Origin of the sequence: Streptomyces sp. NPDC053750, from assembly GCF_044544295.1 — a bacterium.
Classification (GTDB): Bacteria; Actinomycetota; Actinomycetes; order Streptomycetales; family Streptomycetaceae; genus Streptomyces.
This window is the reverse complement of record NZ_JBITXB010000026.1, coordinates 40946-65451: the sequence shown is the minus strand read 5'-3', so window position 1 is coordinate 65451 and position 24506 is coordinate 40946. Positions and strand designations below refer to the sequence as shown.

Sequence of the window (24506 nt, the reverse complement as noted above, 5' to 3'; positions counted from 1 at the left end):
ACCTTGGGCTGCAGGACGTTGGCGGGCGCAGCAGTATGCAACACTCCTCCAGCATCACCGCGGCACGCCAGAACGCGTCAGGGCGGTGCTGGTCGTAGCGGGGCGGATCTACCTTGTGGCGGCTCGCCATACCGGCGAGGACAGAGAAGTCGTTGACCTCGACGTCGCCGGGAGGAACTTTTCCCGCCGTTCCAGGAACCACCGGTAGTCGACGTGGAACTCGGCAGGCACGGATCAGGCCGCCCGCGGAGGTGCGCTGCGCCGGGGCTGGGCCACCGTATTTTCGCGTCGGAGGCGGCAACTGTCTCCGGGTTGCTGGTGACCCGCCGGAAGACGTCCGCGCCTTCCGCCAGCGCGCGCTCGCGCCGCTTCTCCTCGGCCACCTGCGCGAGGTAGCCGTCCAGCGGCAGCCCCGCCGCGTCGGCCAGAGCCTGCAGCGTAACCGCGATGGTGTCGTCGATCTCGACCTCAGCCATCCATCGAGTACGCCGCCCGCGACCGCACCAGGACAGACACCTTGAGGTATGGATCTGACGTGCACTTTAACGGTTCAATCAGCCTTCTAGGTGCCGGGGCGGGGCTTGGCGGTAGGGCTGGGTGGTGGGGCAGTCACGGGGCCGCAGGGCCAGTCGGCACCGATGGTGATCGCTCCCTGATTCGGGGCGTATGCCTCTTTGACCTCAGAAGGTATGGGGGACGCTCCCAGAAGCACTCGCACCTTGCCAGAGGTGACGTAGGCCATGCTCCCGTCAGTATCGTTGTCGGAAATCAGCTTGAGGGGACCGTCGGGTGACCAGCCGCGCGACTGCAGGCGCCTGACGACGTCCTCCATGACCGTGCTGCCGGGGGCCTTCAGGGTCGGCACGATGGCATGCACGGCGCAGTTGCCTTCCGGGCGGTCCAGGAGGAACAGATCGCCGTGCGGCTGCGTAGCGAACCGGACGTCGTCTTCTACCTGCTTCTGTGACTTGCCGGCGGCCTCGCTCTGTTGCCCGGCCGGGGAAGCGGTAGCCGAGGCATCCCTCTTCGCAGGCTTTGCCGTGGTGGCCTCCGTGCCGCCGTCGCTCCCGCCCCCACCGCAACTGGTGATCGACAACCCCAGAACGACGACACTCGCCGCCGTCAGGCCAACTCTGCGCACAACTCCCCGTTTCTCCTTCGAGGACCGGGCCGATCATGGCCAACGGCCGGCGCAGTCTGACACGAGCAGCGGTGGTATGCATACCGTTTACATCAGGAACAGCGGAACGCCGAATCCCAGGGCTGGGAACCACTGCAGCCGCGAGTTGTTCCAGGCTGCTGCCCTCGGCGCAGCGCAAGCGTCTGCGGTCAGGACTGGAGTGTCTTCTTTTTGGGTCTGGCCCGTAGTCGGTGGTGGTGCCCCGTGTCTGTGAGGATGAGGAACCGGCATGGCGAGGTCGCTCAGTTGTTCACGGTCTCGCCGGCGGCGTCCCCGGCAGACGCGGCCTTGGCCTGGGTGCCTCACAGCCGCCCGGCTTGACGAGTTAAGACCGGTCGGAACGTAGGAGTGGATGGATGGGCGTGGATGCGGAGCGGGAGTGCTGGGAGCTGCGGTCGGGAGCCGGTGTGGGTCCGTTGCAGTTCGGGATGTCTCCAGCCGAGGTCGCCCAGGCGCTTTTGGTCCCTGGACCGCAGGAACGGGCTGGCGGTCCGTATGCGCAGGAGGACTTCCCGGATGGGGTGAAAGCGTTCTGCGACGCGGGCAAGCTCGCCTGTGTTGCGCTGGATGCGGTCACCGGTCCGCAGGTCTTCCTGTCTGGCTTCCCGCTGGCGGGAAGCGATCCGGAGCAGGGCCAGCAGTTCCTGCTGGACCACGCTGCGGAGCATGGGAACTGTCTGCTCTACACGCCTGATGACTCGCTTTCCCTGACTGATATCGGGGTTCTTCTGCGCTCGCAGCAGGTCGGGGCAGCGCGTCTGACCCGCCCGCTGTTCGTGAAGGAGGAGTGGTTGGAGTCGGAGTACTTCCGAGACCACCTTCCGCTGGAGGGCGCCTCAGGCTGAGCGCTCGATCTGGCGAACTGACGCCAGACTCTGCGTGCAAGTCGCGATGAGATGCCGCGGGTCTTGTACTCGACGATCTCGGTCGGCAAGGTGTCTGGGTGCGTGCTGATCTTGTTCCTGACGAGTGTGGGAGCGGGTGGCCCCGTTGCTGCCGCCCGCTCCCGAGCGGCGCCACCGGCCCCGGGCGGTTGCGTGTTCCTGACCGAACAGCACTCGCCGGCGTCTTGTTCGTGCTGCGGACCGGTGTCGCCTGGCGGGACGTCCCGGCGGAGACTGTGGGCTGTTCCGGCGTGACGGCCTGGCGCCGACTGCGGGACTGGACTGAGGGTGCCCGGGTCGACGTAGAGGTTCACAGAAGATGCTACGGTTTCTGTGGAAGTGGCGATCAGGCCACTCTTGGAGATCGGAGGAGATGCGCGATGACGGTCGTGGTGACCACCGCTGTGTGCGGTGCCCGACTCGTTCGCATCTCTCGGGTCTCTGCCTGACCTTTCCTCTGCCAGCCTCCCCTCTGCGGGAGTGGTTCCGGCACGTCTGACGTCCGGCGAGACCCCCTCTCAAGGGTCTCTTCAATTGTTTCACCAACACCATTCACATCCATCTGCTCTCTCCCATCCTTCGCGCGTCCTGACCTTGGTCGACTACGGCTGGGACACGGAGCGTGAGCGGTCCTTCGGTCCGTCGAGGGACGAGGGACTGGTGCCGGGCCGTGTCGTGCGGGCCGAGCGCGGTCTGTGCGACGCCGTCGCCGAGACCGGTCCTGTCCGCGCGATGGTCCTTCCCTCCTCGGGTACCGGTGCCCGGCTGACGCCGTGCACCGGCGACTGGGTGGCCGTCCGTCCGGCCGGCCCGGCGACCTCCGCCACCGTGGTGGGGGTGTTGGAGCGCCGGACCGCCGTGGTCCGTTCCACCTCCTCGCGCACCTCTCAGGCCCAGGTACTGGCCGCGAACGTCGACACCGTGGCGGTGGCCGTCTCCGTCGCCGATCAGCTCAAGCTCGGGCGGATCGAGCGGATGCTCGCCCTGGCCTGGGAGAGCGGTGCCACGCCCGTGGTGGTGCTCACCAAGGCCGACCGGTCCACCGACCCCGCCTCGGCGGCGTCCGAGGTGGCCGAGGCGGCCCCGGGCGTGGAAGTGCTGGTCACCAGCGCCACCACCGGCGAGGGCCTGGACGTCCTGACTGCCGTCCTGTCGGGCACGGTCGTCCTGCTCGGGCCCTCGGGCGCGGGCAAGTCCACCCTCGGTAACCGCCTGCTGGGCGAGGACCTCCTGGCCACCGGTGCGGTACGCGGCAGCGACGGCAAGGGCCGGCACACCACCGCCTGGCGCGAACTGGTGCCGCTGCCCCACGGCGGAGTCCTGCTGGACACCCCGGGCTTGCGCGGCGTCGGCCTGCACGAGGCCGACGACGGCCTGGAGCACACCTTCGCAGAGATCACCGGGCTGGCACGGGACTGCCGTTTCGGGGACTGCGCGCACACCACCGAGCCGGGCTGCGCGGTGCTGGCCGCTGTCGAGGACGGCCGTCTCACCCGGCGGCGTCTCGACAGTTACCACCGGCTGCAGCGCGAGAACACCTATGCCGCCTCCCGCAGCGACGCGCGGTTGCGCGCCGAGCGGGAACGGCCGATGAAGCAGATCTCGCGCCAGGTGCGCGCCCTCAAGCAGTCCCCCCACTTCAAGGCATGACGGAAAGGAATCTGGTCATGGACCTTCCCCGCATCTTCACCATCCGCGAGAGCGGACACCGCATCCACAACCCGCTGACCGCGGACAAGTTCGCCATCCTGGGCGAATCCCTCCGCCTCCCCGCTGGGACCCGGGTGCTCGACCTGGCCAGCGGCTCGGGCGAGATGCTGTGCACCTGGGCCCGCGACCTGGGCTTCAGGGGCACCGGGGTCGACATCAGCACGCTCTTCACCGAGCAGGCCCAGGCCCGCGCCGCCGAACTCGGCGTCGCCGACCGGGTCGAGTTCGTCCACGGTGACGCCGCCGGCCATGTCGCCGACCAGCCGGTCGATCTGGCCGCCTGCGTGGGCGCCACCTGGATCGGCAACGGCGTCGCCGGAACGACCGAGCTGCTCCAGCGCAGCCTCCGCCCGGGAGGAATGATGCTGATCGGCGAACCCTTCTGGCGGCAGACCCCTCCGGACGAGGAGACCGCCAAGGCATGCCACGCCACCTCCATCGCCGACTTCCTGCTCCTCCCCGCTCTGATCGAGCAGTTCCAGGAACTCGGGTACGACGTCGTGGAAATGATGCTGGCCGATCAGAACAGCTGGGATCGCTACGCCGCAGCCCAGTGGCTCAGCATGCGCCGCTGGCTCGATGAGAACCCGGACGACGAACTCGCCCCCGAAGTACGGGAAGAACTCACCACCGAGCCCGCCCACTACGCCCGTTACGGGCGTGAGTACCTCAGCTGGGGCGTCTTCGCTCTCATGAAGCGCTGACACTCCCGTTCCGAGTGGGCCCGGACGTCGAACCGTCCGGGCCCCACTGGGGACACTTCATCACCACGGCGATCAAGCCGACGGCAAGGGCGAGCCGACACCCTCCGCCTCCGCGCATGCCCTGACCTTCTTCCGGACCGGGGTCAGTGTTGTTGAGCGAGGTGACGTTGCAGGTCAATGTGCCTGAACTGGTAGACGGGCCCGACCTGCCGCAGGATGCCACGGTACTCGTGGGCATCCTGCAGGAAGGCCATCAAATCCGGTGGTACCTGGCGGCGCACCGCCAGATACGTTTGCGCCACCAGGAAGTGGGGCCAGGCCGCCGCCGTTCCGAGCATGAATGCGACTTCAGCGGCTACCACGAATCCAACCTTGATCCTGACCGAGAGATCGACCCATCCTTGTTCGACTGGGAACCCGAATTCCCCTCCGAATTCGGTTCCGAATATGAGCCCGAAGACTATTCCAGTCACCGGTGCGAAGACAGCGCTGAGCACGAGGATGGCGCGCCGGTCCGAGTTGAAGAGCCTTGTCGGCCCGATGTTGGAGGTCACATCAGGAATTCTCGGCGTAGGTCCGCGCATGCCGGCGGCCAGTGCTCCTCCCGCGAGTGCGCCCACCAGCGGGATCAGGTACGTAGTGACGCTCTGAGCGGTGTGGGACAGCGCAAATGTTGTGCTGTAGGAATTCAGCAGCAAGACACTCGTCATGCCGCCCAGGGATCCGGGCGTCAGTCCGCCCGCTTGTCGGCGGACACGTCGGCCCGTGATTTCGCCTGCCAGCCCGCCTGCCAGTCCGCCCACGAGTACGCTCACGAGGCCGTAATCGACCAGGAACCAGATTACGGTCAAAGTCAGAAAAAGCCCGAGTGCCCAGAGCCCGCCCGTAAGCGCGTCGCGCAGCTGCCGCGTTCCGGCGCGCGGTGGACCGGGACGTCTGACCGGATGGGACATCAGGCACCCCAGCATGATGCCGGTGAGAAGGCCGGTCGCGCTGTCCAAGTGATCCCACGAATAGACGCCGATCAGGTAGCTGAGGAACCACGTCAGCGTTGTTGCGAGTATCAGCACGAGACCCCGACGGTCACGCCAATGAGTCCGAGCGGGACAGCGCCGGCAGGACCGTAGATGCGCCTGCCCGTGGTCGCGCCTGCGGTCCCGCCCGTGACCACGGCCAGTGCTTTGACCGTACTCCATTCCCCCACCGCGCCCGCGAACGCACCCATGAGGCCGAAGACGAGTCCGCCGATGAGGTATCGGATGGGCTGATGGGACGGCCCGCCTCAGTTCCCACCAAGCCAGGTCGGGGCTGCCGTGACAGTGGCTTTCCTGGAAGCGGGCAAAAAAGGTGAAGGCGCGGTGGGCCTGCTCGGGGCTCCAGCGAGGTGGGCGCGGGCCGTGCGGGGTGTAGGCGGCGGGGATGAAGGCGTGGAAGAGGTGCTGGTCGACGGCGGCACGGTCGGGGAACGCCGCGGTGTCGCAGAGTTCGTCCGGGTGCGGCGCGGTGTGGTGGGCGTCCGTGCCGGGGCGGGGGTTGTAGATGGTGCGGGCCAGGAAGAGGCCCAGAGGGGTACCGAGCGCCTGGCTGACCGGACTGGCAGTGCCCAATTGGTCGATCACCGCGTTCCATCGGGCGGCGCCGGGGGTGTGCGGGCCGCCCGTGTCGCGGCGAAGGTAGGCCGCGGCCTGCGCGGAGTCCAGGGGCAGTAGGCGGATGGCGGCGGCACCGTTGAGACGGAGCGCGGCGCCCGGACGAGCGGGAAGGTGATGGTGGAGGAGCCGCGGCCGGCGACCGTCTCGATGCGGCCGGGGGCGATGGCGGCGGCGGTGGCGAGCTGCTGGAAGACCCGGATGGGGTCGTCGGTCGACAGGACGCTGACGGCGGTGCTGAGTTTGATGCGGCTGGTGGAGGAGACGGCGGCGTTGACGAGGGCGGTGGGCGAGGACAGGGGCGCGGCCCGCTGGTGGTGTTCGCCGATCCCGAAGTAGTCCAGCCCGACCTGGTCGGCGAGTTGGATGGCCTCCAGGACGTCGCGGACGGCCTGGGCGGTGGGGCCGGGCCGTCCGTCGGGCTGTCGGGGGGTGTTGCCGAAGGAGTGGTGTTCCTTGGCGGGTCCAGTTGCTGTTGGCGGGCATGGCCCGTCGGTAGCGGGTGTCGGTGAGCTGGGAGACCAGGAAAGCGGCGATGTCCTGGCGGCTGATCGCGGCGCCCACAGGGTCGTGGCCGAGGAATCCTGAGCGGATACGGCTGGTGGCCGGTTTGTCCGTGGGGTTGGTGATGCGGGCGATGGTGTAGCCGAGGTCGGAACCGGTGACGGCTTCGGTCATGCCTGTCAGCTCGCGCAGGGCGTTGGGGAAGGCCAGTTTCGCCATGACGGGCAGGACCTTGTGCTTCCAGTGCGGCTTGTCGCGCGGGTCGGCCAGGGACGGAGCGGCCAGACCGACGAACCGTGACACCTTCTGCTCGTGCATCACCTCGACGAGGTGCGGGTGCCGTCGGCGAGCTGGGTGCCGGTCGCGGACCGCTTGAGTGAAGGACCGAGTGCGCTGATGCCCGCGTCGGCGCCAGACAGCGCCGGTGAGCGCCGCGCGGTCGGAGAGCGGGCCGACCGTGACGGTGAGCTGCGGATGGGTCAGGGAGAGTTTCTCGGGGCTGCGCACGAGGGCGGTGACGCGGTGGCCGTCGTCCAGGAGCTGCTGGATGACGTGGCGGCCGATGCCGCCGGTGGCGCCGAGGACGGTGACGTTCATCAGCGTTCCTTGCTGTGGGGGTGTGGCTGCACGCGGTGGTGCCCATGCGACGGCAGGGGGGAGGTGGAGGGGAGGAAGGAAGCCGAAGAGCGGCCCCTCCCCCCTCCCCGCGGCTGTCGGCACGGTGTCAGCCGATGGTGAGTGGATCAGAAGGCGTAGGGGCCGAAGCGGCCCCAGGCGATGACAGCGGCCAGGATCAGCACGACGGCGTTGAAGCCGATCGCCGGGGTCTCCTTGCGGCGGGCGTGGACGGTCATGGCCAGGGCCATGACCATGGCCAGGCCGGTCGCGGCCAGCGGCGTCAGTACGGGGGCGATGCCGGTGGCCGCGGGCAGGATCAGCCCGAGCGCGGCGGCGAACTCGACGACGCCGATGAAGCGGACGGTGCCGGCCGAGTAGTCACCGGGCCATCCGAGTTTCTCGGCGAGCTTGTCCTTTGGCTGGGTGGACTTCATGACACCGGCCGACGCGAACATGAGCGCGAGCACGGCCTGCACGATCCACAGGAAGACGTTCACAGCATGAGGTCCTTGCGGGATGCGGAAAGGAGGGCGGGAGAAGTGGTACCGGGCGGGAACGCCGGGGGAGGCGGCCCCGCCCGGAGCGGCTGTGGTCAGCCGGTGAAGACGGCCTCGGCGCGGTCGCGGGCCTCGTGCAGTTCCCAGTACAGGGGGGCGATCTGCTCCGGCGTGGCGGTCGGGATGCCTTCGGGGCCGCTGTCGCCGATCCACACGCCGATCGCGACGTGGCCCGCGTACACGCCGCTGCCGGTCAGTTCCTTGTTGAGGTTGATGACCCAGTTGCGCAGGGCCGCGGCGGCGGCGTTGACGTTGCCGAGCATCGGGATCGGGTCGACGGAGCCGCCGCCGGTGGTGAACAGCAGCGTCCCGGCGCCGGCTTCGCGCATCGCGGGCAGCACGGCGCGGGCGGCTTCAAGGGCGCCGTAGAGGTTGTACTCGATCTGCGGCTGCAAGTCCTCCACCGTCGTCTCCGACGGCGCGGCCATGGTGAAGCCGGGGGTCGGGGTGTGCGAGGCCGGGGAGTACTCCAGGACGTCGATGCTGCCGAAGCGGGCCGTGACGGCCTGAAGGGCGGCGGTCAGCGAGGGGCGGTCCATGACGTCGGCGGCGAAGCCTTCGGCGGTGATGCCTTCGTCGCCGAGCTGCTTGGCCAGGGCGTCGAGCTTGTCCTGGGAACGGGAGATCAGCGCGACGTCGAAGCCGTGGGCGCCGAAGGTGCGGGCGATGGCCAGGCCCATGCCGGGGCCGGCGCCGATGATGGCGATGGTGGACATGATCAGTTGCTGCTTTCCGTGATGCGCGTGAGCGGGGGCGGGGTGGGTCAGGAGCAGGTGACGGCGATCTTGCCGAGGGCGCCGGCGCCGAAGGCGGCGAACGCGTCGGCTGCCTGCTCCAGCGGGTAGGTGGCGGTGACCGGGACTCGCAGCGAGCCGGAGGCGGCCTTCTCGGCCAGCACGGTCAGGGTCTGGGCGTTCGTGTCGGCCATGACCCCGTGGACGGTCACGTCCTGGGTGACGGCTTCCTGGGTCAGGTTGACCGTGGAGGCGATCCGGCCGCCCTTCTTGAGCAGGGCGGTGAGCTGCACGCCGTCACCGGCCAGGTGGACGACCGCGTCGACGCCCTCGGGGGCGAGCGCGCGGACCTGCGCGGCGAGGTCGCCGGTGAAGTCCACGACCTGGACGTCGCCGTCGGTCAGCGAGGTGACGAAGTCGGCCTCGGCGCCGGGGCGGGCGGTGGCGATCACGCGGACGCCCGAGGCCGCGGCGAGCTGCACGGCGAGCGCGCCGACCCCGCCCGTGGCGCCGGATACCAGAACCGTCTCGCCCTGGTGACGTCCGCTGCGTTCAGGCTGTCGAAGGCGGCGGTGCCGGCCAGGCCCAGCGCCCCGGCGTCCTTGAGGTCCAGGCCGTCGGGGACGCGGGCGATGCCGTACCCGGCGGGCACGGTGACGTACTCGGCGAGCGATCCGGTGCCCAGGAACGGCTTCATCACCACGCCGAAGACCGCGTCCCCGGCCGCGAAGCCCTCCGCGCCCTCGCCGACGGCCTCGACCGTGCCGGCGAAGTCCTTGCCGACCACCAGCGGGAACCGGTGCTCCATCATGTCCTGCAGGTAGCCGGCGGCGGTCGCGGCGTCGAACCCGTTGACCGACGACGCCGCCACCTTCACCAGCACCTCGCCCGCCTCCGCACGCGGCCTCTCCACGTCGGCGACGGCCGGAGCGCCCGGGACCTCGTTCACGGTCAGTGCACGCATGACAACAACCTCCAAATAAGTGGAACGGGCTTCCCGTTTCCGTTGTGCAGCGTAACAACGAAAGTGGGCCACCTGTTCCACTTGGTTAGGATGGGGTCATGACCGATGCCGCAGCTCCCGACGAAACCGCAGGCCACGCGCCCGACAAGGGGCTGCGGGCAGATGCCGAACGCAACCGCGACCGCATCCTGGCCGCCGCACGCCGCCTCTACGCCCGCGAAGGACTCGGCGTGTCCATGGCCGCCGTCGCCCGCGAGGCCGGCGTCGGCAAAGCCACCCTCTCCCGCCGTTTCGCCACCCGCGAAGAGCTGGTCAACGCCGTCTTCGCCGACCGCATGGACGCCTACACCGCCGCCGTCACCAAAGCCCTCGCCGACCCCGACCCCTGGCACGGCTTCACCACGTACATCCACGACTCCTGCGCCATGCAAGCCGCCGACCGCGGCTTCGCCGACGTCCTGACCATGACCTTCCCCGCCGCCAAAGCCCTCGAAAAACGCCGCACCGAGGCGTACCAAGCCTCCGCAACCCTCATCGAGCGCGCCCAGGCCACCGGCCACCTGCGCGAAGACTTCGACGACCGCGACATGGTCATCCTGCTCATGGCCAACGCCGGCGTCGTCAGCGCCGCCGGCGACGCCGCCCCGAACGCCTGGCAGCGCCTGGTTGCCCACATGATCCGCTCCTTCGCCGCCCCCGGCACCCCCCTGCCTCCGCTGCCCGAGGCTCCCTCGCCCACCGCCCTGTACCGCGCCATGATCCAGCTCGGGCGGCAGCCGCACCCCGCCTCTTAGCCAGGAGCGACGCTGCCGTGATCACCAAAGCGGACAAGGGCGTGGCCGTCACCGGCCCGAACGTCACAGCCCTCCTCGACCGCCTGGAGCATCCCCGGCCCCGCGCCAGCTGGCCGAGGACTGGCACGCTCTCCAAGCCTGGCCGCCGACGTCCCCTCAGCCAGGGAGGCGGCCGACTGGCTGCTCGACCAGCTCGCACTGAGCGATGCCTCCGCCCAGCGACTGCGCGCCGTCCTCGAACCCGACATCACCGACCACCTCCACCACCAGGAGACCAGCCCCCAGGCCCCCGCCGCAGCACTTGATGAGCACCGCGCCGCCCAGCTCGCGCAGGCACCGCGCCACCGTCCGTGCCTACACCGCCACCGCGTACTTCCGGCCGCCCGCAGGAAGCCCAGCAAATCCGGGATGCCTTCCTCGGTCGGGGACGCGGCACGAGGCGGACGCATTCCGCCAGACGCCCTGACTCACGATCTTGGCCGTGGTGCCGATTCCTGAGCTGCGAGCTCTTCCGGGGTGCCCAGCAATGCAGGGCCGCACCCCGCTGGAAGACGCCGGACCACCATGGCGATGGCCTCCTCCGCCGTCGCTGCAGGACCGACTGTCTGGCTTCGCGGGGGACCGGAAACCCAGTAGGTGCCCCCGGCGGCGGGCTGGATGTAGGGGATATCCCAGGTCCACCGCCAGTCGGTGCACCGGCTGAAGTGGAGCTCACCCATCCCGGTCCAGGGGAACAGCTGCCGCAGGCGCGGCTCGGCGTAGGCCGCCTCCAGCAGTTCTACCCGCACACGCCCGTCATCTCGTACCGCCTGCCAGCCTGGTTCAACGATCGCGTCGCGCGCTGCATCCCTGTTCACGTCACCAGCGTGCATGACGGACGCGGCATTACTACCCAGGATGGGGAACGGCTGGAAACGAAGAAGATCAGCGCGGCGTTGGCCAACCCGCAGCGCGACGACGTGGTGATAGTCGAACGCTTCCAGCTGGAGTACCGAGAGGGAGCTCCGGCCGAGCACCACCAGACGTGGACCATCTCCCGGGAGAAGGTCGTCACCGCCGTGCTCGGCTGGGCAACGGGCGAGCCCGACTGGAAGGCCGCCGCCCTGATGCCTGCTTCACCGGGGCCGCCATGGCGGCCCTGTTCCTGCTGCTCTACGCCCCAGGCTGCGACTGTCTGTGAGGCCGCTCGGCGCCACTGGCAGCCTGTGGCCACAGCCCCAGCTGGGCCCCGGCGGGTCTTTCGGCCTGTGCGCGACCGCGGAGAGGTGGGGCGGTGTGATCATCCGGCCATCACCATGATTGCGTGAGAGGTGACACCGAACGGGGGATCACCCATGAGCGAAGGCAAAGCCGCGGGCAGCGACGGCAGGGCCACAGGGGACGACCGGCTTCCGGAGCCGGACGAGGCGAAGCTTCCGCTGTCCCCGGACGAGATCGAGCGGCACAAGGTCCTTCCCGGTTGGGAGGGCCACTGCACCGCGCCGCCCGCGGACAGCACCGCCGACCCGCTGGACCGGCCGCAGCTGAGCCCGGACCCTCCCGGCCTCCTCCGGCCGCCGCCGCCCTCTGGCGGACGGCCGGTCGACCTGAAGATCGCACCGGGTGTGCTCAAGAAGGCCGCCGGCCGGATCGACGACATCTACGACCACTTCTATAAGCCGGCGGCCGCGTCGCTGGAGGAACCCGCGCTGAAGGCGGTGGGCGCGCTGGAGGGGCTGGAGTCGGCGCGGGCGGTCCGGCTCGCCCATCGGCAGTGGGAGCGGCAGGCCGGCACGGTCACGGCATGGCTCGCGCACATCGCCGAGAGCCTGCGCCTCAGCGACGGTACCTACACCCGGGCGGACATGGCTGTGGGGCAGACCGTCGGCCAGGTGCCGCTCCGCTCGGCGCTGGAGGACTACTGATGGCGGAGACCTTCTACCTCTCCCTGGCTGGCCGTGGACCTGACGGCGCTGGACGGCCTGGCGGACCGCGGGGAGAGCATCCACCGGGACATCAAGGGACTCGGCAAGCGCATGCACGACGAAGCGCTCACTCCGCTGCGCGACAAGGGCTACTGGGAAGGGGCGGCGGCGCCGTACGCCTGGAGGATGATCGGCGATCGTCACCGGCGACGAAGACCACCTGGGCGAGGCGTCCACCGGCTCGTACAACCTGAACTACACGGTCAAGGGCCAGGACCCCGACGGCTCGCAGGTGGTCGAGTACACCCTGAAGAACAACACCAGCAACGAGTCGTTCCTGCACTACATCGGCTACTACGACTGGCTGGAGAAGAACAACCGCGAGGAGGGCGTCTTCTCGTTCGTGGACCAGAAGGTCATCTGGACCGAGCGCATTCCGGCGAAGGAGAAGTGAGCCGGTGACCCGAGTACGTCTGCCGGCGGCGGCCGCCGTGCTGGCACTGCTGACCTGCTTGCCGGGCTGTTCGTCGGCGCCCACCGCCGTCGAGGGCTGCATGGGCAAGCAGGCGGTCGGCGCGACCTTGGGGCAACTCATCGGCACCTACCGGGGCGAGGGCGACGCGGAGGGCGTGACGCTCACGCTGAAGGCGTCCAAGAACAAGCCGGGCAGCGGCACGGTCACCGTGCACGACTGGCCGACCGGTGACTGGTACCAGAGTGAACTCGGCGAGACCTTCGACGGGTCCGGCATCTGGTCCGTGGTGCAGGGTGGCACCTCGGCCACCGAGTTCGCGCACGTGTCCCTCTCCTTCACCGCGCCGGAGCGCTTCCTGAACGGGGACACCCTCGACTCCCTGTCGATCGCCCAGGGCAACGGGCGCACCTACCTCTACGCGGACGACGACCCGGACGTCTGCCCCGCTTTTCGGCTGTGGCGCCAGGGCGGCTGAGGCCGTCGCGACCCGTGGCAGCCGGTGAGGGCACCCCGTCCCACGGGGCCCTCACCGGCTGCCGATGCCGGAGGCAGTACGTCAGGCGCGTACCAGCTCCCCGGCCTCTTTCCGGGCTCATTGAGTACCTGGTCGATGTGCCCGCGGTGCTCGGCAGGCACCCGGCACACGCCCCGGGTGCTAAGGCCGTGTATCGGAAGTGGATCTTGGACTGTGAATGATCTCGGGTTATGGGTCGGGGAGATCTCGCGGACGAGCAGTGGGCGGCGTCAGAACCGTTGTTGCCGAAGGGTGTCGTGGCGGGGCAAGCATCCGTCTGGCCTCGGCGGCAGTTGCTGGACGTCCTGCCCATCCGTCTCGCATGGATTCCCTATGTGCAAGAACTGCGGGACATGGGTGCCCGGCATGGTCAGAAAGGTACACACCGGATGAGGGTTGTTGGCACCAGAGCCTGCCCTGTGACCTCCGCCCACTGGTCGACATCGCTCACTGAAACGATCGACACAGTTACTCTCGGTCTCCACTCCAGCTTCCCCTCATAACCTGATTTTCGCCGATCTATTCGGCGAGTCCCAGGGCATTGTCGCTGCCAGCGACACCCGGCGAACAGCGGGACATGCGCCAACAACCGTGCCCTGCTCCACTGAGCGTTTTCCAACTCAGACTGACGGGCCCAGGGTCAGTGGCGGGTCTGGCAAGGTCAGCGCGAGCAGTCGGGAGGAACCAACACCAGCGAAAGGACGATGGTTTGATCGGTCACGCTGAGATCCGAATTGGCGACACCGTCGTGTTGGCCTTCGACCGACACGCACTGGCCCACCATGCCGAGCCTGCTGCGCGTGTTTGTCGCCGATGCGGACGAAACGTTCTCACCAGAGTCATTGTCAAGATCTGTGGATCGGTCCAGGCTGAGGCGGCTTGGTGGACATCCTGATCTTGATGTTGTTCTCGCCGTGACGATTGACTTCGTGCAGGCCCAGTCGCCGGTAGAGGGCCTGGGCCCGCTGGTTGACGACGAGGACGTCCAAGGTGAGGTCCCGGCCCTGCTGGCTGGCCTGGTGCAGGAGGCCGCGGATGAGCTGACCGCCGATGCCGCGTCCCTGGTGGTCGGGGTGGAGCTCGATCCGCGCCAGGTAGGTCTCGGTGGGCCGGTGCTCGACGTGCAGCATGCCGGCGTCCGTGCCGTCGACGGTGATGATCTGCCATCGGTCCGGAGCGAATACACGGGCGTGGAAGTCGCGTTGGGCCTGTTCGTCCCAGCCCCAGATGGCCGTGATGTAGGCGCCCATGGCGGCCTTGTGCAGCTGGAAGCAGTACTCGCTGTCCGCAGAGGTGGCCGGCCGCAGGCCGATAGCCGTCATGCCGCCCGCTCCTGGGGCCGTTCGATCAGCCGGCCGCCTTCGAAGCGCGCTCCGGCGCGGACGAGGGCGACGAGGCGGGGTGCGTTCACGGCCCGCCACCGCTGCTGGGCGGACTCGACGAGCTTGAAGACCATGGCCAGGGCGGCGGTGCGGGAGCCGGCGCCGCGGGTGACCTTGGTCCGCAGCAGGACGGTGGAGAAGGTGGACTCGATGGGGTTCGTGGTGCGCAGGTGAATCCAGTGCTCGGCCGGATAGTCGTAGAAGGCCAGTAGCCGCTCCTGGTCGTCGTCGGTGATCTTCTTGACGGCCTTGGGAAAATTCGCTCCGTAGAGCTCGGCGAACGTCTTGACCGCCGCCTCGGCGTGGTCGCGGTCCTCGGCGTTGCAGATGTCCTGGATGGCCTTCTTCGCGCCGGGCTGCGCGGACGTCGGCAGGGAGTCGAGCACATTTGCGGTCTTGTGCACCCAGCACCTCTGCTCGCGGGTTTCGGGGAACACCTCGGCCAGAGCCTTCCAGAAACCCAGGGCGCCGTCCGCCAGGACGGGGGCGCGCATGCCCCGGCGGGCGCAGTCGCGCATCAGGTCGGCCCAGGACTCGCCGGACTCGCGGTAGCCGTCCTGGAGCGCCACCAGCTCCTTGGAGCCGTCGGCGCGCACCCCGATCACCACCAGGACGCAGGCTTTGGCCTCCTCCAGGCGGACGTTGAGGTGGAGGTCGTCGGCCCACACGTACACGTAGTCGACCTCCGCGAGGTCGCGGTCCATGAACGCGGCGTGGTCGGCCTGCCACTGCTTTGTCATCCGGGTGACGGTGGCGGGCGAGAGCCCGGCCGAGCTGCCGAGGAACTGCTCCAGGGCCGGGACGAAATCGCCGGAGGACAGGCCGTGCAGGTAGAGCAGCGGAAGTACCTCGCTGATCTTCGGGGATGTGCGGCACCACGGCGGCAGGATGGCCGAGGAGAACCGCTCGCGCTCGCCCGTGGCCTCGTCGGCGTGCTTGTCGTTCACCCGCGGGGCCGTCACCTCGACCACTCCGGCCGCGGTGGTGACCTTGCTGGGCTGGTGGTAGCCGTTACGGACCACGAGCCACCGGCGGACATCGTCCCGTTGGTCCGCGAACTCGGCTGTACAAGCGTTCACTTCGGCCTCCAGCGCGGCGGCCAGCATCCTTCTTGCACCCTCCCGGACTATCTCGTCGATCAAGGAGGATCCGTTGGCGGTGACGGACCCGCCCAGGATCTCGTCGCTCACCGAGACGACCGTGCGCTCCTCCAGGCGCAGGTGGCGGCGGCGCCGCAGGTTCATGGGGTGGACCGGGGTCGCCTCGTAGAAGGGCCGGGCCGCGTTCGCGCGCCAGTCGACGAGCAGCGGCAGGTCGTCCTCCTCCGTGTGCAGTCCGATCCACCCGATGCGCAGGGCCATGCCGTCCGTCCAGTCGATTGCGCCCGAAGACCAGCCCCCTTTCGGCGCCCTCCAGCCGGCTGATTTCCTTGGTCGAACGCTCCGTGGCGATTTCTCTCTCGTATGCCTCGTCGGGGCTTTCCGGCGGGGCCTTCAGCGCACTGGCCCGCTGTTCTCGCGCCTCGGAAGTCCGCTCCGCGAGCACCTTGTACAAGAAGGACACATGATCCTGCTCCGACGCAACCGCACGCTCCGCGGGATCATTGATCGCCGACAACAGGGCTCCTTCGATATCGAGCCGTACGGTCAAACGTTCCCTGACCGATAATGGTGGAGCGAGGCTCGGGGCCGCAATCCTCTTCATGGTCCGGTTGCGGGGCTGGACCCTTCTTCTCCCCGGTCTTCTTTCCGACAGCGGAAAGGGCGATCACCAGCACGGCCGCGGCGAAGAGGGCGATGACCATGATCCAGACCGCGCCGACGTGCATGGCGTGAATGAACGCGTGATCGGCAGCCTGCGCGAGAGTGGGCCGGTCGAGGGTGGCGGCGACATGCCGAGCCTGTTCCGCGGAGATCCCGGCGCTGTCCCGGTAGGCCTCCGGGACCTCGTTCAGGGAGGGTTCGATCGCGCTCCGATAGGCGATCGACATGATCGTGCCGCCCACCGCGATGCCGATGACACTGCCGACCTGCCGCGCCGTGTTGGTGACGGCGGATCCGGCACCGGACCGTTCCAGTGACAGGCTGCTGATCAGTGCCCCGGTCACGGGGGCCATCACCATGCCGACGGACAGGCCCTGCGCCAGCAGCAGGATCTCGATCCAGACGAGAGGAGTGTCGAGCTCGAGGAAGCCGACCGCGCCGAAGCTGAACGCGGCCACAGTGAGCGCCGGCACCGCGACGGGGCGCAGCGACCACCGGGCGACCAGCCGTGCGCCCAGGGGCGCCCCCACGACCGCGCCGAGGGCGGTCGGAACGTTGGCCAAGCCGGCCTTCATCGGCGAGTAGCCCAATGCGCCCTGCATGTAGAAGGCGTTGTAGAAAGTGACGGCGGCCACACAGAAGAACAGCAGCGCCATGGACGCGTTGCCGGCGCCGAACATCCGCTGGGCGAGCATCCGGGGATCGAAGCTCGGTTCCCTGGTCCTCGCTTCGACGAGCACGAAAGCGGCCAGCAGGACGAGCCCGGCCGCGAGCGGTGCCCAGACGTCCGGACGGCTCCAGGCGCCCACCTGCCCCGCCCGGATCAGGCCGTAGGTCAGCGCCGCGAGTCCGCCGATGGACAGCAGCATCCCGGCGGGGTTCAGCGGCCGCACCGCAGCACTGCGGAAGTTGGGAACCAGCAGGACGATCCCGGCCAGTGCCAGCACGACGATGGGGACGTTGACGAGGAAGACCGAACCCCACCAGAAATGGTCGAGCAGCACTCCCGCCAGCACCGGGCCCGCCGCCATTCCGACACCGGTGGACGTCGAGGAAATGGCGATGGCGGTCGCCCGCCCGGGGCCGGTGAAGGTCCACAGCAGGATGGCGAAGTTGGCGGGCATGATCAGTGCGGCACCGACGCCCATCGCGGCCCGGGCGGCGATCAGCTGGCCCGCGTCGCCGGCGTACGCCGCCCCGATCGAGGCGCCGGCGAAGACCACCAGGCCGACCGCGAGCACATTCCGGTGGCCGAAGCTGTCGCCCAGTGCGCCGGCGGTGAGCATCAAGGTGGCGAAGATCAGGGTGTAGGCGCCCGTGGCCCACTGCAGCTCGGCCGGGCTGGCGCCCAGCCCTTGGACCGGGTCGGCGAGGGTTTCGAGGGTAATGCTGAGGACGGTGTTGTCGAGCCAAATCAGCAGCGAACACACCATGAGAACGGCAAGGATCGACCGCTGCCTGGACTTGGGCAGCGTGGGAGGCGCGGTCATGAATACCTTCGGATATCGATCGGCAGAAACTCGAACGACGGGGACTGTAAGCAGATCTCACAAGGGTGTCAAGCTTATGAATTCCGTCAAGGATCTTGCGATCGAACGGGGGTGTATGCCTCCGCCGGATTTGCGGCCCGAATCATTTTGTGCCTCAGCTGGATATGCGTTTCAAAGAATTTCACCTCCGGGATGGAGTTGCAATTGAGCGGAAATTTTGCCTTCGGTGAGCTGCCGCACCGCGTCCCGCGACCGGTGCGAGCGTCCCGTCCGGGGCAAGAGGCCGAGGGGCACCGCTGGAGGCGGCATGATCGACGGTCGGAGTCCCGCCGGGGAGTGGTGCCCCCGGTGCGGGGAGACGACCGACCGCGCGCCCGAGGTGCGCGGTCAGGGCGTGGGCGAGTCAGCCGTCGACGTCGGCCTGGACGTACCAGCCGGCTCGCCGGGTGAGTTCGTCCCGGACAGATTCGTCGCCTTCGGCCGACTCGGCCTGGTCCAGGGTGCCGAGCTCGCGCAGCGCCTGGAGCTCGTCGGCCCGGGCGGCTTCGCGCTGCTCGGCTCGGCGGGCGGCGGCCGCGGCTTCGGCGGCGAGCTCGGCGTGGACGAAGCCGTCGGTCTCCGGGTCGTAAACGGTGCCCGGCGCGTTGGCGAGCAGCTGGTCGATGCGCTCCCACTCCGCGAGCTCCGCCCGGCCGCGGACGTCGTCGGCCAGGACCTCGTGCCGGGAGGCCTGCCGCGCGTCGAAGCGTGCGTCCTCGAGGCCGCCGCGATGGCGCCCGGCGTCCATGCCCTTGGCCCGGCGGCGTACGACACGGCGGCCGATGCGGGCGGGGTCGACCGGCTCGCGGGGAGCGGCGACGCGCGGGGGAGCGGACGGCGGGCGGTGCGCCGGGGCGGCCAGGGCGTGGTCATCGGCGGCCTCGGCTTCGAGGTGTGGGTATGGGAACGGGCCGCCGCCAGAGCGCTGTACGGCGACCCGCCGGATACTGAGCCGAAGCTCAGGAGTTGTCACCGGCGACGCCGGATGAGCTGGCGGAGAGGACCGGTCGAGGCACGTTGGACGTCACCGATTAGGCATCCACTTGTCACAACCGCCCGTTCGGCAGACTTTCTGTCACCAGTACCGAAGATCCCTAGTTTCCGGATACCCCAGCGATGCCGTGCTCAGGGCTGAGCCCTTCCACAGCGAGGCGGAAGAGGCGGTCGGCCTGCGTCTCGGGGTCCTTGTGGTGCTCGGTGGCCAGGGCGATGCCGACGGCGAGGGTCAACAGGTCGTGAAAGGTGACGTGCGGTGCAACCGCCTTGTCGCGAATGGCCCGCTCGAGCAGGGGAGTTCCGGCCGCTGCGATTCTGTTGCCACAGGAGTGCGGGGAGGATTCCTCGGCGGGAGGCTCGTAGCTGAGGGTGTTGGCGAATCCGCGGGCTGAGACGGCGTAGAGGACGAGGGCGTGGAGCCACTCCAGGAGGGCAGTGCGGCCGTCCTCGGTCGCACTCAGCCGGTGGGCGCGCTCGCACAGGCCCTCGATGCGCTCCTGAAAGACGGCTTCGAGCAGGGCACGGCGGGTGGGGAAGTGACGGCGCACGGTCGCCGAACCGACGCCTGCGGTGCGGGCGATCTGCTCCTGGGATGCCTCGGCGCCGTGCGCGGCGACCTCGGCTTCGGCGACGGCGAGGATGCGCTGGTAGTTGCGTCGGGCGTCCGAGCGCTGACCGGTCATGATCTCCTCCTTGCTAAACGGCGGGCCCCGCCATATCTTAGCGGCAGGCAAAACGGCGGGCCCCGCCGTTTTCTTTCTCCGGTCCGTGAGGAGCAGAACCATGCCCATCGACAGCGATACAGTCCTGGTCACCGGAGCCACCGGCCAGCAAGGCGGGGCCACGGCCCGCGCACTCCTGGCCGCCGGGGTGCCCGTTCGTGCACTCGTACGCGATCCGCGGTCGAAGTCCGCCCAAGCGATCGAGGCGATGGGCGCCGAGCTGATGCGGGCGGATCTCTCCGACCGGGACTCCCTCGGCCCAGCGGTCGAGGGAGTCCGCGCGGTGTACTCGGTGCAGGTGCCGCCCATGACCGAGACCAGCGTGGACTTCGCGGGTGAGCTCGCCCAAGCCACGAACCTGGTGGACGCGGCGAAGGCTGAGGGAGTACGGCAGTTCGTGCAGTCCTCGACCAGTGGAGTCGGTGAGCACACCCGGGTCGCCGGCTGGGCCGAGGGCCGCTGGGCGGCGATGGCGGACTACTTCCACACCAAGCAGGCGATCATGGAGGCGGTGCGGGGTGCGGGCTTTGCCCGCTGGACGGTGATCAAGCCTGCCTTCTTCATGGAGAACCTGCCCCTGCTGGCACCCAAGGGGCCGCGCGGCGGACTGCTGACGGTACTGAAGCCGGAGACCGAACTGGCCCTGGTGGCCGTGCGGGACATCGGCACGGCTGCGGCGCACGCCCTTCGAGACCCTGACCGGTTCCACCAGGTGGAACTGGAACTGGCCGGTGACCTGCGCACGATGGAGCAGATCGCGCAGAGCCTGTCCGCTGCCTGGGGCGTGCCCGTGACCGCACCCTCCATGAGCCTGGAAGAGGCCCTCGACGCGGGCATGCCGACGTGGGGAGCCGGACACGAGTGGAACAACGTGGTCCTCCAGCCCGCCCGGCCCGAGTTTGCCCGGGAGCTGGGCATCCCGGTCACCACCTTCGCCGAGTGGGCGGACGAGCAGCTGACACCCGTGTCCGGCTAGGGCGTATCCGGCGCTGTTACGGAGTTTCGGGTTGCCGCCGTAGGCCTCGCCACCGGTGACTCAGCCGACGTGGTGTCCGGCGTCCAGGAACCGTTCGATCATCGTGCGGGCCAGGTCCGGCTTGGTCGCGACAACGGTGTCCTGACCGAGGCCGGCTGCCCGGCAGCGCTCCGGATCGCACGTCCAGGAGCGCGGGATCTACAGCTCCCGGTCCACCGCCGCGTGCCCGCGCATCCCGGCGTGGACGAGATGGACCGCGACCTGGGAATCCTCGATCCGTTCAGCCGCTCCAGCGTACTGGCGCTGGACCTCGACCGTGTGGCTGCCGTTCTTCACGTCACCGGTCTCGTCGACAACCAGGACCGCGGCGTCGTCATCGAGGTGTTCGACGACGTATTCGCGGACGTCATCACGGACGCTGTCGGCATCCCCGACGGCTCGGCACAGCAGATGTTGCATGCCGTGCGGGCTGGTCTCCCCGGGCCCATTCCGCGATGGTCCAGCAATTTCTTAGCGGCAGGTCCGACAGCAGGCCCAGCACCAGTCGGCCGGCTCGCAGCCGTGGTTCGACCCGGGCGAACCGGCCCGCGATCCGTCCCATGGCCACCTCGAAGGCCGCCCGCCACCGACCGATCCATGCTGTGGCCTGCGGCCACCGTCTCTTCGTCAGTCCACACAACTCACGATGATCAACGGTGTTCGCACCCTTCTCTGCGGCGGCCCCGGCCACTGACGAACCGGCCATCACATACGGTCTGCGGCATGACAGCAGAAGAGGTGAAGGCCCCCAGACCCCGGGTGCAGCTGGTCATCGGCATCATCCGCCGAGACGACGAGATCCTCCTCGTACGAGAGAGTCTCGGAACCGGCGGCGAGATGCTCTGGTCGCTGCCCGGCGGCGGGGTCGAGGACGGCGAGCTCCTGCACGAAGCTCTCCGGCGCGAGCTGCAGGAGGAGAGCGGGCTGCTGGTGGGCGACCCGGTGCGGACCGCGTTCCTCATGCACATCGACTCCGAGCAGCATCCCTCGGCATTGGCCGCCGCCTTCGAGATCGACGAGTGGGCAGGGGACCTCACGCCGCAGGACGACGACATCGAACAAGCCGCCTTCTTTCCCCTGCCCGACGCTCTGAAGCTGCTCGGCGAACTGGACAGTGCAACGCAGCGGGAGCCCCTAGTCGGCTATCTGACCGGGGCCATCGCGCCGGGGACCACCTGGCTGTACCGCAACAGGGGTGGGGAGGAGACACTTGTCGCTCGCTGGTGACGCCAGACCGCGGCCACCACATGAAGATCACGATCTACAGCTGGAGTATTACTGAGGTTTTCACGGCGGGGTCGGTGGGGTGATAGCCAGACCTGTGGCGGTCAGGCAGCCGTCGACCAGGTGGGGTCGGAGCTGGATCCTGCGTAACTCGCGGCGCAGGGTGCGGTCGAGGTCGGCGGGTGTGTCGAAGGCGGTGTTGGCCATCGCCCTGCGTACCAGCGACCAGACGGCCTCGACGGGATTGAGGTCAGGTGCGTAGGGCGGGAGGCGGACGGTGGTGAGCCAGTCGTGGCCGGCCTCGTACCGCTTCAGCCCGGTGGCCAGGTGGGTGTTGAGATTGTCCCAGACCACCACGATCGGGCCGTTGAGCTGGAGGTGTGCGCGGACCAGGAGGTCGCGGTAGTCCTGCCAGGAGAAGCTTTTGCGTGCACCCTTGAGGCGGAGGTGAGCGCGGGGCCGGTGGATGAGGCGGCTCTTCTCGCCGGGCTTGTAGCAGCACAGGGCGGCGATGGAAGTCCGGCGGCGGGACCTGCCGCGGACGCGGATGACGGGGGTATGTCCGCGTCGGCCCCAGGTGTAGGCGCGGGGCGGAGTCATCGAGAAGCCGGCCTCGTCCTCGAAGACGATCCAGGCACCGGACGCCGCCGCGAGTCTTTTACCTGCGGCCACACCTCCCTCTTCCACAGCTCCACCGCGTGCTCGTCGCGTTCGAGTGCTCTGCGGGCGGGTGCCTGCCAGGACCAGCCGTGCCGTTTCAGCAGCCGCCACACCGTCGCCACCGACAGGCTCACCCGCAGACGCCGGCGGATCACCGTCTGCACCCGCGCCAGGGTCCAGCGTTCGTCTTCGAAGCCGTGAGCTGCCGGTCCCTTGCCGAGTTCTTCCTCGAGCACGGCGAACTGGGCGTCTGTGACGGTCGGGGAGTTCGCCGGACCCGCCGAGCGCAGGGCTTCCATGCCGCCCTCGCGCCAGGCACGACGCCAGCGCTCCACGGACCGCACACTCACCCGCAGATGCTTCGCGATCGCGGCCGTCTTCTCGCCCGCCGCGAACCTCTCGCCGGCCTGAAGCCGGATCCCCTCACGAAACGCCCGCCGCTCAGCGGTCAGGCCCCCACCCTCTGGATACCTCACCTCATCGGCATACCGCGGGGATCATGAACCGTCACCACCCGACGACAACCCGAAAACCTCAGTAACCCGGCTGGGGACTGCCCGGACGAGCCGTAGGGGGGCGCAGGGCCGGGCGGTTCTCGGCGGTCAGGTGGGAACGCCGGCCCGGTTCAGGACGGCGGCCATCTCGTCCTTGGGGAGCGCCGGGTTGGCACCCGCGCTGGAGGCCAGTTCGGGGACATGGAGCGCCTCGCGGAGCCGGCGGAGTGGCAGGCGCGGGTCGTTGGCCGCCGCCTGGCGCGTCCAGACCGCGGGGTCATGACTGAGCCGTTCGATCAACGCGGGCGTGGCGGCCGGGTCCCGGACGGCCAGCCGACGGTAGTTCCCGTCCGGGTGGTCCGCGTAGCGCGCGGCGAGACCCTCGCGAGGAAAGCGGGGATGCGTCTCCGCCATCCAGGCGGAGAACGTCCCACCGAGCCTCGCGTACACACGCATCAGGACATCCTCAGGGGTGTCGGGGTGGTGCACACCCAAGAGGTCCTCCACCAGGGGGTCCTCGGTGCGCGCGAGCAGGCTCACGAGGTCGGGCGTCAGGTGGGGGCTCTGGGCGGCGGCGCGCCGGAGCAGCGGGTGGGCGGAGGCCGCGGCCCGTCGCAGCACCTCGGGGTCGGCGAGCCCGTCCCGTACCCACTCCACGTCCCCCCTGGCGAAGACCCCCACCGTGAAGTCGATCGCCATGCGCCGCGTCTCGTCCAGCTCGGGTCTGAGGGAGGTGGCGAGCCGTACGGCCTCGTCGGGGTCGACGGCGAGCCGCTCCACGAGGTCGGCGGGCAACGAAGGATTCTCAGCGAGGGCAGTCAGGTGCGTCCGCTCGGCGACACACCGTTCGGCGTCGGCGCGGACGAGGAGACCGCGGCGCAGCGCATCGGCCGCGGACATCGGATCGCGGAGGAGTTCGGCGGTGACGTGTGCGTACCGTCGGCACTCCCACAGCGCGGCGGCCCGCCGCACCTCCGGGTCAGGGTCGGCCAGCAGCGCCGACCGCTCGCCCGGCGTCAGGATCTCCCATGCGCGCACCGCGCTTCGGCGCGCTGCCGGATCGCGGTGCGTGGCCAAGGAGGCCACGAACGACGGCGCGAGATGGGGTGAGGCCAGCAGGGCCGTCCGTACGGAAGAGTCGGGGTCGTCGAGCAGGCGGGCGCACACGTCGTCCGGCAGCGGCGCGACCGTCGTACGCGGGTCACCCCACTCGGGTCCGTACGCGAGAGCGGCCCGCACCCTGGGCGAAGGGTCGTCCGCGAGCCGGGCTCGCTGCGCGGGCTCGGCCCTGGTGCTCATCGCGAACTCGATTCGAACGCCCGGGTTCGGGTGAGCCAGGATCACCGCGACGGCCGGCTCGGGGAGTCCGGCCCGCTGGAGGGCGTGACGGGGCGGGCCGTCACCGCCGCCGTCGAAGGCGAGCAAACACAGCAACAACGAGGTCGGCAGCGCCGGGTTGCGGGCGACTCCGTCCAGCGCGGACGCGTGGAACGCGACCATGATCCCCAACTTCCTTGTCTCCGTCGGCTG

Annotated in this window: 24 protein-coding genes and 4 pseudogenes; 12 read left to right on the top strand and 16 right to left on the bottom strand. The window is 69.2% G+C overall.

Annotated elements, in window-relative coordinates; translation table 11 throughout:
* The first annotated feature begins 1536 nt into the window (after window positions 1-1536).
* The 4 genes and pseudogenes from ACIGO6_RS38040 to ACIGO6_RS38025 all read left to right on the top strand — a co-directional run bounded on the left by ACIGO6_RS38040 (window position 1537) and on the right by ACIGO6_RS38025 (window position 4478).
* On the top strand, window positions 1537-2025 hold the full coding sequence (locus ACIGO6_RS38040; protein ID WP_399884717.1) for a hypothetical protein: 489 nt from the start codon (window positions 1537-1539) through the stop codon (window positions 2023-2025).
* 98 nt (window positions 2026-2123) lie between these two features.
* A pseudogene (locus ACIGO6_RS38035) lies at window positions 2124-2345 on the top strand (transposase); the annotation flags it as partial.
* 313 nt (window positions 2346-2658) lie between these two features.
* Window positions 2659-3714, top strand: coding sequence for a ribosome small subunit-dependent GTPase A (rsgA, locus tag ACIGO6_RS38030; protein WP_399884715.1), 1056 nt, complete (start codon window positions 2659-2661; stop codon window positions 3712-3714).
* 17 nt (window positions 3715-3731) lie between these two features.
* Window positions 3732-4478: an SAM-dependent methyltransferase gene (locus ACIGO6_RS38025; protein ID WP_399884713.1), complete on the top strand. Its 747-nt coding sequence runs from the start codon at window positions 3732-3734 to the stop codon at window positions 4476-4478.
* Between the two features lie 1615 nt (window positions 4479-6093).
* Here ACIGO6_RS38025 and ACIGO6_RS38020 read toward each other — a convergent pair.
* The 6 genes and pseudogenes from ACIGO6_RS38020 to ACIGO6_RS37995 form a co-directional block, all read right to left on the bottom strand.
* Window positions 6094-6495 carry an LLM class flavin-dependent oxidoreductase gene (locus ACIGO6_RS38020; protein ID WP_399884727.1) on the bottom strand — a complete coding sequence of 134 codons (402 nt, stop codon included), beginning with the start codon at window positions 6493-6495 and terminating at the stop codon, window positions 6094-6096.
* A 148-nt stretch (window positions 6496-6643) separates the two neighbouring features.
* Window positions 6644-7228: pseudogene (locus ACIGO6_RS38015) on the bottom strand (NAD(P)-dependent oxidoreductase); the annotation flags it as partial.
* A 146-nt stretch (window positions 7229-7374) separates the two neighbouring features.
* Window positions 7375-7746: a DoxX family protein gene (locus tag ACIGO6_RS38010; protein ID WP_399884711.1), complete on the bottom strand. Its 372-nt coding sequence runs from the start codon at window positions 7744-7746 to the stop codon at window positions 7375-7377.
* A gap of 95 nt (window positions 7747-7841) precedes the next feature.
* Complete coding sequence (locus ACIGO6_RS38005) at window positions 7842-8522, bottom strand: SDR family NAD(P)-dependent oxidoreductase (RefSeq protein WP_399884709.1); 681 nt, start codon at window positions 8520-8522, stop codon at window positions 7842-7844.
* Window positions 8523-8569: 47 nt separating this feature from the next.
* Entirely contained in the window at window positions 8570-9022 is a 453-nt protein-coding gene (locus ACIGO6_RS38000; RefSeq protein WP_399884707.1) for a zinc-binding dehydrogenase, read from the bottom strand.
* Window positions 8989-9504 carry an alcohol dehydrogenase catalytic domain-containing protein gene (locus tag ACIGO6_RS37995; RefSeq protein WP_399884705.1) on the bottom strand — a complete coding sequence of 172 codons (516 nt, stop codon included), beginning with the start codon at window positions 9502-9504 and terminating at the stop codon, window positions 8989-8991. The genes ACIGO6_RS38000 and ACIGO6_RS37995 overlap by 34 nt, the downstream gene beginning before the upstream one ends.
* Window positions 9505-9602: 98 nt before the next feature.
* Here ACIGO6_RS37995 and ACIGO6_RS37990 point away from each other — a divergent pair, with 98 nt between their 5' ends.
* On the top strand, window positions 9603-10298 hold the full coding sequence (locus ACIGO6_RS37990) for a TetR/AcrR family transcriptional regulator (protein WP_399884703.1): 696 nt from the start codon (window positions 9603-9605) through the stop codon (window positions 10296-10298).
* 467 nt (window positions 10299-10765) lie between these two features.
* Here ACIGO6_RS37990 and ACIGO6_RS37985 read toward each other — a convergent pair whose 3' ends face one another.
* Window positions 10766-11086, bottom strand: a complete 321-nt coding sequence (locus ACIGO6_RS37985) for a DUF6193 family natural product biosynthesis protein (RefSeq protein WP_399884725.1) — start codon at window positions 11084-11086, stop codon at window positions 10766-10768.
* Here ACIGO6_RS37985 and ACIGO6_RS37980 point away from each other — a divergent pair.
* The 5 genes and pseudogenes from ACIGO6_RS37980 to ACIGO6_RS37960 form a co-directional block, all read left to right on the top strand.
* Entirely contained in the window at window positions 11003-11605 is a 603-nt protein-coding gene (locus ACIGO6_RS37980) for a hypothetical protein (RefSeq protein WP_399884729.1), read from the top strand. The genes ACIGO6_RS37985 and ACIGO6_RS37980 overlap by 84 nt on opposite strands.
* A 27-nt stretch (window positions 11606-11632) precedes the next feature.
* Window positions 11633-12202 carry a hypothetical protein gene (locus ACIGO6_RS37975; protein WP_399884701.1) on the top strand — a complete coding sequence of 190 codons (570 nt, stop codon included), beginning with the start codon at window positions 11633-11635 and terminating at the stop codon, window positions 12200-12202.
* 292 nt (window positions 12203-12494) lie between these two features.
* Window positions 12495-12656 (top strand): hypothetical protein, encoded by a 162-nt coding sequence (locus tag ACIGO6_RS37970; protein WP_399884700.1) that lies wholly within the window; start codon window positions 12495-12497, stop codon window positions 12654-12656.
* A 4-nt stretch (window positions 12657-12660) separates the two neighbouring features.
* Window positions 12661-13152 (top strand): hypothetical protein, encoded by a 492-nt coding sequence (locus ACIGO6_RS37965; protein ID WP_399884698.1) that lies wholly within the window; start codon window positions 12661-12663, stop codon window positions 13150-13152.
* A gap of 739 nt (window positions 13153-13891) precedes the next feature.
* Window positions 13892-14024: pseudogene (locus ACIGO6_RS37960) on the top strand (VOC family protein); the annotation flags it as partial.
* 12 nt (window positions 14025-14036) lie between these two features.
* Here ACIGO6_RS37960 and ACIGO6_RS37955 read toward each other — a convergent pair.
* From ACIGO6_RS37955 to ACIGO6_RS37935, 5 genes are all read right to left on the bottom strand, one after another.
* A complete protein-coding gene (locus ACIGO6_RS37955; protein ID WP_399884696.1) occupies window positions 14037-14513 on the bottom strand; it encodes a GNAT family N-acetyltransferase in 477 nt (158 codons plus the stop codon).
* Complete coding sequence (locus tag ACIGO6_RS37950; protein WP_399884723.1) at window positions 14510-15817, bottom strand: IS256 family transposase; 1308 nt, start codon at window positions 15815-15817, stop codon at window positions 14510-14512. Before ACIGO6_RS37950 ends, ACIGO6_RS37955 begins: the two co-directional genes overlap by 4 nt.
* A gap of 356 nt (window positions 15818-16173) precedes the next feature.
* Window positions 16174-17826 (bottom strand): MFS transporter, encoded by a 1653-nt coding sequence (locus ACIGO6_RS37945; protein ID WP_399884694.1) that lies wholly within the window; start codon window positions 17824-17826, stop codon window positions 16174-16176.
* A gap of 403 nt (window positions 17827-18229) precedes the next feature.
* Entirely contained in the window at window positions 18230-18838 is a 609-nt protein-coding gene (locus ACIGO6_RS37940) for a hypothetical protein (RefSeq protein WP_399884692.1), read from the bottom strand.
* 121 nt (window positions 18839-18959) lie between these two features.
* Complete coding sequence (locus ACIGO6_RS37935) at window positions 18960-19544, bottom strand: TetR/AcrR family transcriptional regulator (RefSeq protein WP_399884690.1); 585 nt, start codon at window positions 19542-19544, stop codon at window positions 18960-18962.
* A 100-nt stretch (window positions 19545-19644) separates the two neighbouring features.
* On the opposite strand from ACIGO6_RS37935, the gene ACIGO6_RS37930 reads away from it, so the two are divergent.
* Complete coding sequence (locus ACIGO6_RS37930) at window positions 19645-20559, top strand: NmrA/HSCARG family protein (protein WP_399884688.1); 915 nt, start codon at window positions 19645-19647, stop codon at window positions 20557-20559.
* Here ACIGO6_RS37930 and ACIGO6_RS37925 read toward each other — a convergent pair.
* A pseudogene (locus ACIGO6_RS37925) lies at window positions 20554-21160 on the bottom strand (IS701 family transposase); the annotation flags it as partial. The gene ACIGO6_RS37930 and the pseudogene ACIGO6_RS37925 overlap by 6 nt on opposite strands.
* A gap of 161 nt (window positions 21161-21321) precedes the next feature.
* On the opposite strand from ACIGO6_RS37925, the gene ACIGO6_RS37920 reads away from it, so the two are divergent.
* Window positions 21322-21825 (top strand): NUDIX hydrolase, encoded by a 504-nt coding sequence (locus tag ACIGO6_RS37920; protein WP_399884686.1) that lies wholly within the window; start codon window positions 21322-21324, stop codon window positions 21823-21825.
* Window positions 21826-21885: 60 nt separating this feature from the next.
* Here the strand turns inward: ACIGO6_RS37920 and ACIGO6_RS37915 are convergent, their stop codons facing one another.
* The 3 genes from ACIGO6_RS37915 to ACIGO6_RS37905 form a co-directional block, all read right to left on the bottom strand.
* On the bottom strand, window positions 21886-22422 hold the full coding sequence (locus tag ACIGO6_RS37915; RefSeq protein ID WP_399884721.1) for a transposase: 537 nt from the start codon (window positions 22420-22422) through the stop codon (window positions 21886-21888).
* Window positions 22419-22958: a winged helix-turn-helix domain-containing protein gene (locus ACIGO6_RS37910; protein ID WP_399884684.1), complete on the bottom strand. Its 540-nt coding sequence runs from the start codon at window positions 22956-22958 to the stop codon at window positions 22419-22421. Before ACIGO6_RS37910 ends, ACIGO6_RS37915 begins: the two co-directional genes overlap by 4 nt.
* 126 nt (window positions 22959-23084) lie before the next feature.
* Window positions 23085-24476 carry a Mucin-2 gene (locus ACIGO6_RS37905; RefSeq protein ID WP_399884682.1) on the bottom strand — a complete coding sequence of 464 codons (1392 nt, stop codon included), beginning with the start codon at window positions 24474-24476 and terminating at the stop codon, window positions 23085-23087.
* Window positions 24477-24506: the final 30 nt, after the last annotated feature.

Excerpts from the sequence above, each read along its gene's own strand:
- ACIGO6_RS38040 (WP_399884717.1), top strand. The coding sequence starts at position 1,537 with ATGGGCGTGGATGCGGAGCGGGAGTGCTGGGAGCTGCGGTCGGGAGCC.
- ACIGO6_RS38025 (WP_399884713.1), top strand. The coding sequence starts at position 3,732 with ATGGACCTTCCCCGCATCTTCACCATCCGCGAGAGCGGACACCGCATC.
- ACIGO6_RS38005 (WP_399884709.1), bottom strand. The coding sequence starts at position 8,522 with ATGTCCACCATCGCCATCATCGGCGCCGGCCCCGGCATGGGCCTGGCC.
- ACIGO6_RS37995 (WP_399884705.1), bottom strand. The coding sequence starts at position 9,504 with ATGCGTGCACTGACCGTGAACGAGGTCCCGGGCGCTCCGGCCGTCGCC.
- ACIGO6_RS37990 (WP_399884703.1), top strand. The coding sequence starts at position 9,603 with ATGACCGATGCCGCAGCTCCCGACGAAACCGCAGGCCACGCGCCCGAC.
- ACIGO6_RS37975 (WP_399884701.1), top strand. The coding sequence starts at position 11,633 with ATGAGCGAAGGCAAAGCCGCGGGCAGCGACGGCAGGGCCACAGGGGAC.
- ACIGO6_RS37955 (WP_399884696.1), bottom strand. The coding sequence starts at position 14,513 with ATGACGGCTATCGGCCTGCGGCCGGCCACCTCTGCGGACAGCGAGTAC.
- ACIGO6_RS37950 (WP_399884723.1), bottom strand. The coding sequence starts at position 15,817 with ATGAACCTGCGGCGCCGCCGCCACCTGCGCCTGGAGGAGCGCACGGTC.
- ACIGO6_RS37945 (WP_399884694.1), bottom strand. The coding sequence starts at position 17,826 with ATGACCGCGCCTCCCACGCTGCCCAAGTCCAGGCAGCGGTCGATCCTT.
- ACIGO6_RS37935 (WP_399884690.1), bottom strand. The coding sequence starts at position 19,544 with ATGACCGGTCAGCGCTCGGACGCCCGACGCAACTACCAGCGCATCCTC.
- ACIGO6_RS37930 (WP_399884688.1), top strand. The coding sequence starts at position 19,645 with ATGCCCATCGACAGCGATACAGTCCTGGTCACCGGAGCCACCGGCCAG.
- ACIGO6_RS37920 (WP_399884686.1), top strand. The coding sequence starts at position 21,322 with ATGACAGCAGAAGAGGTGAAGGCCCCCAGACCCCGGGTGCAGCTGGTC.
- ACIGO6_RS37915 (WP_399884721.1), bottom strand. The coding sequence starts at position 22,422 with ATGACTCCGCCCCGCGCCTACACCTGGGGCCGACGCGGACATACCCCC.
- ACIGO6_RS37905 (WP_399884682.1), bottom strand. The coding sequence starts at position 24,476 with ATGGTCGCGTTCCACGCGTCCGCGCTGGACGGAGTCGCCCGCAACCCG.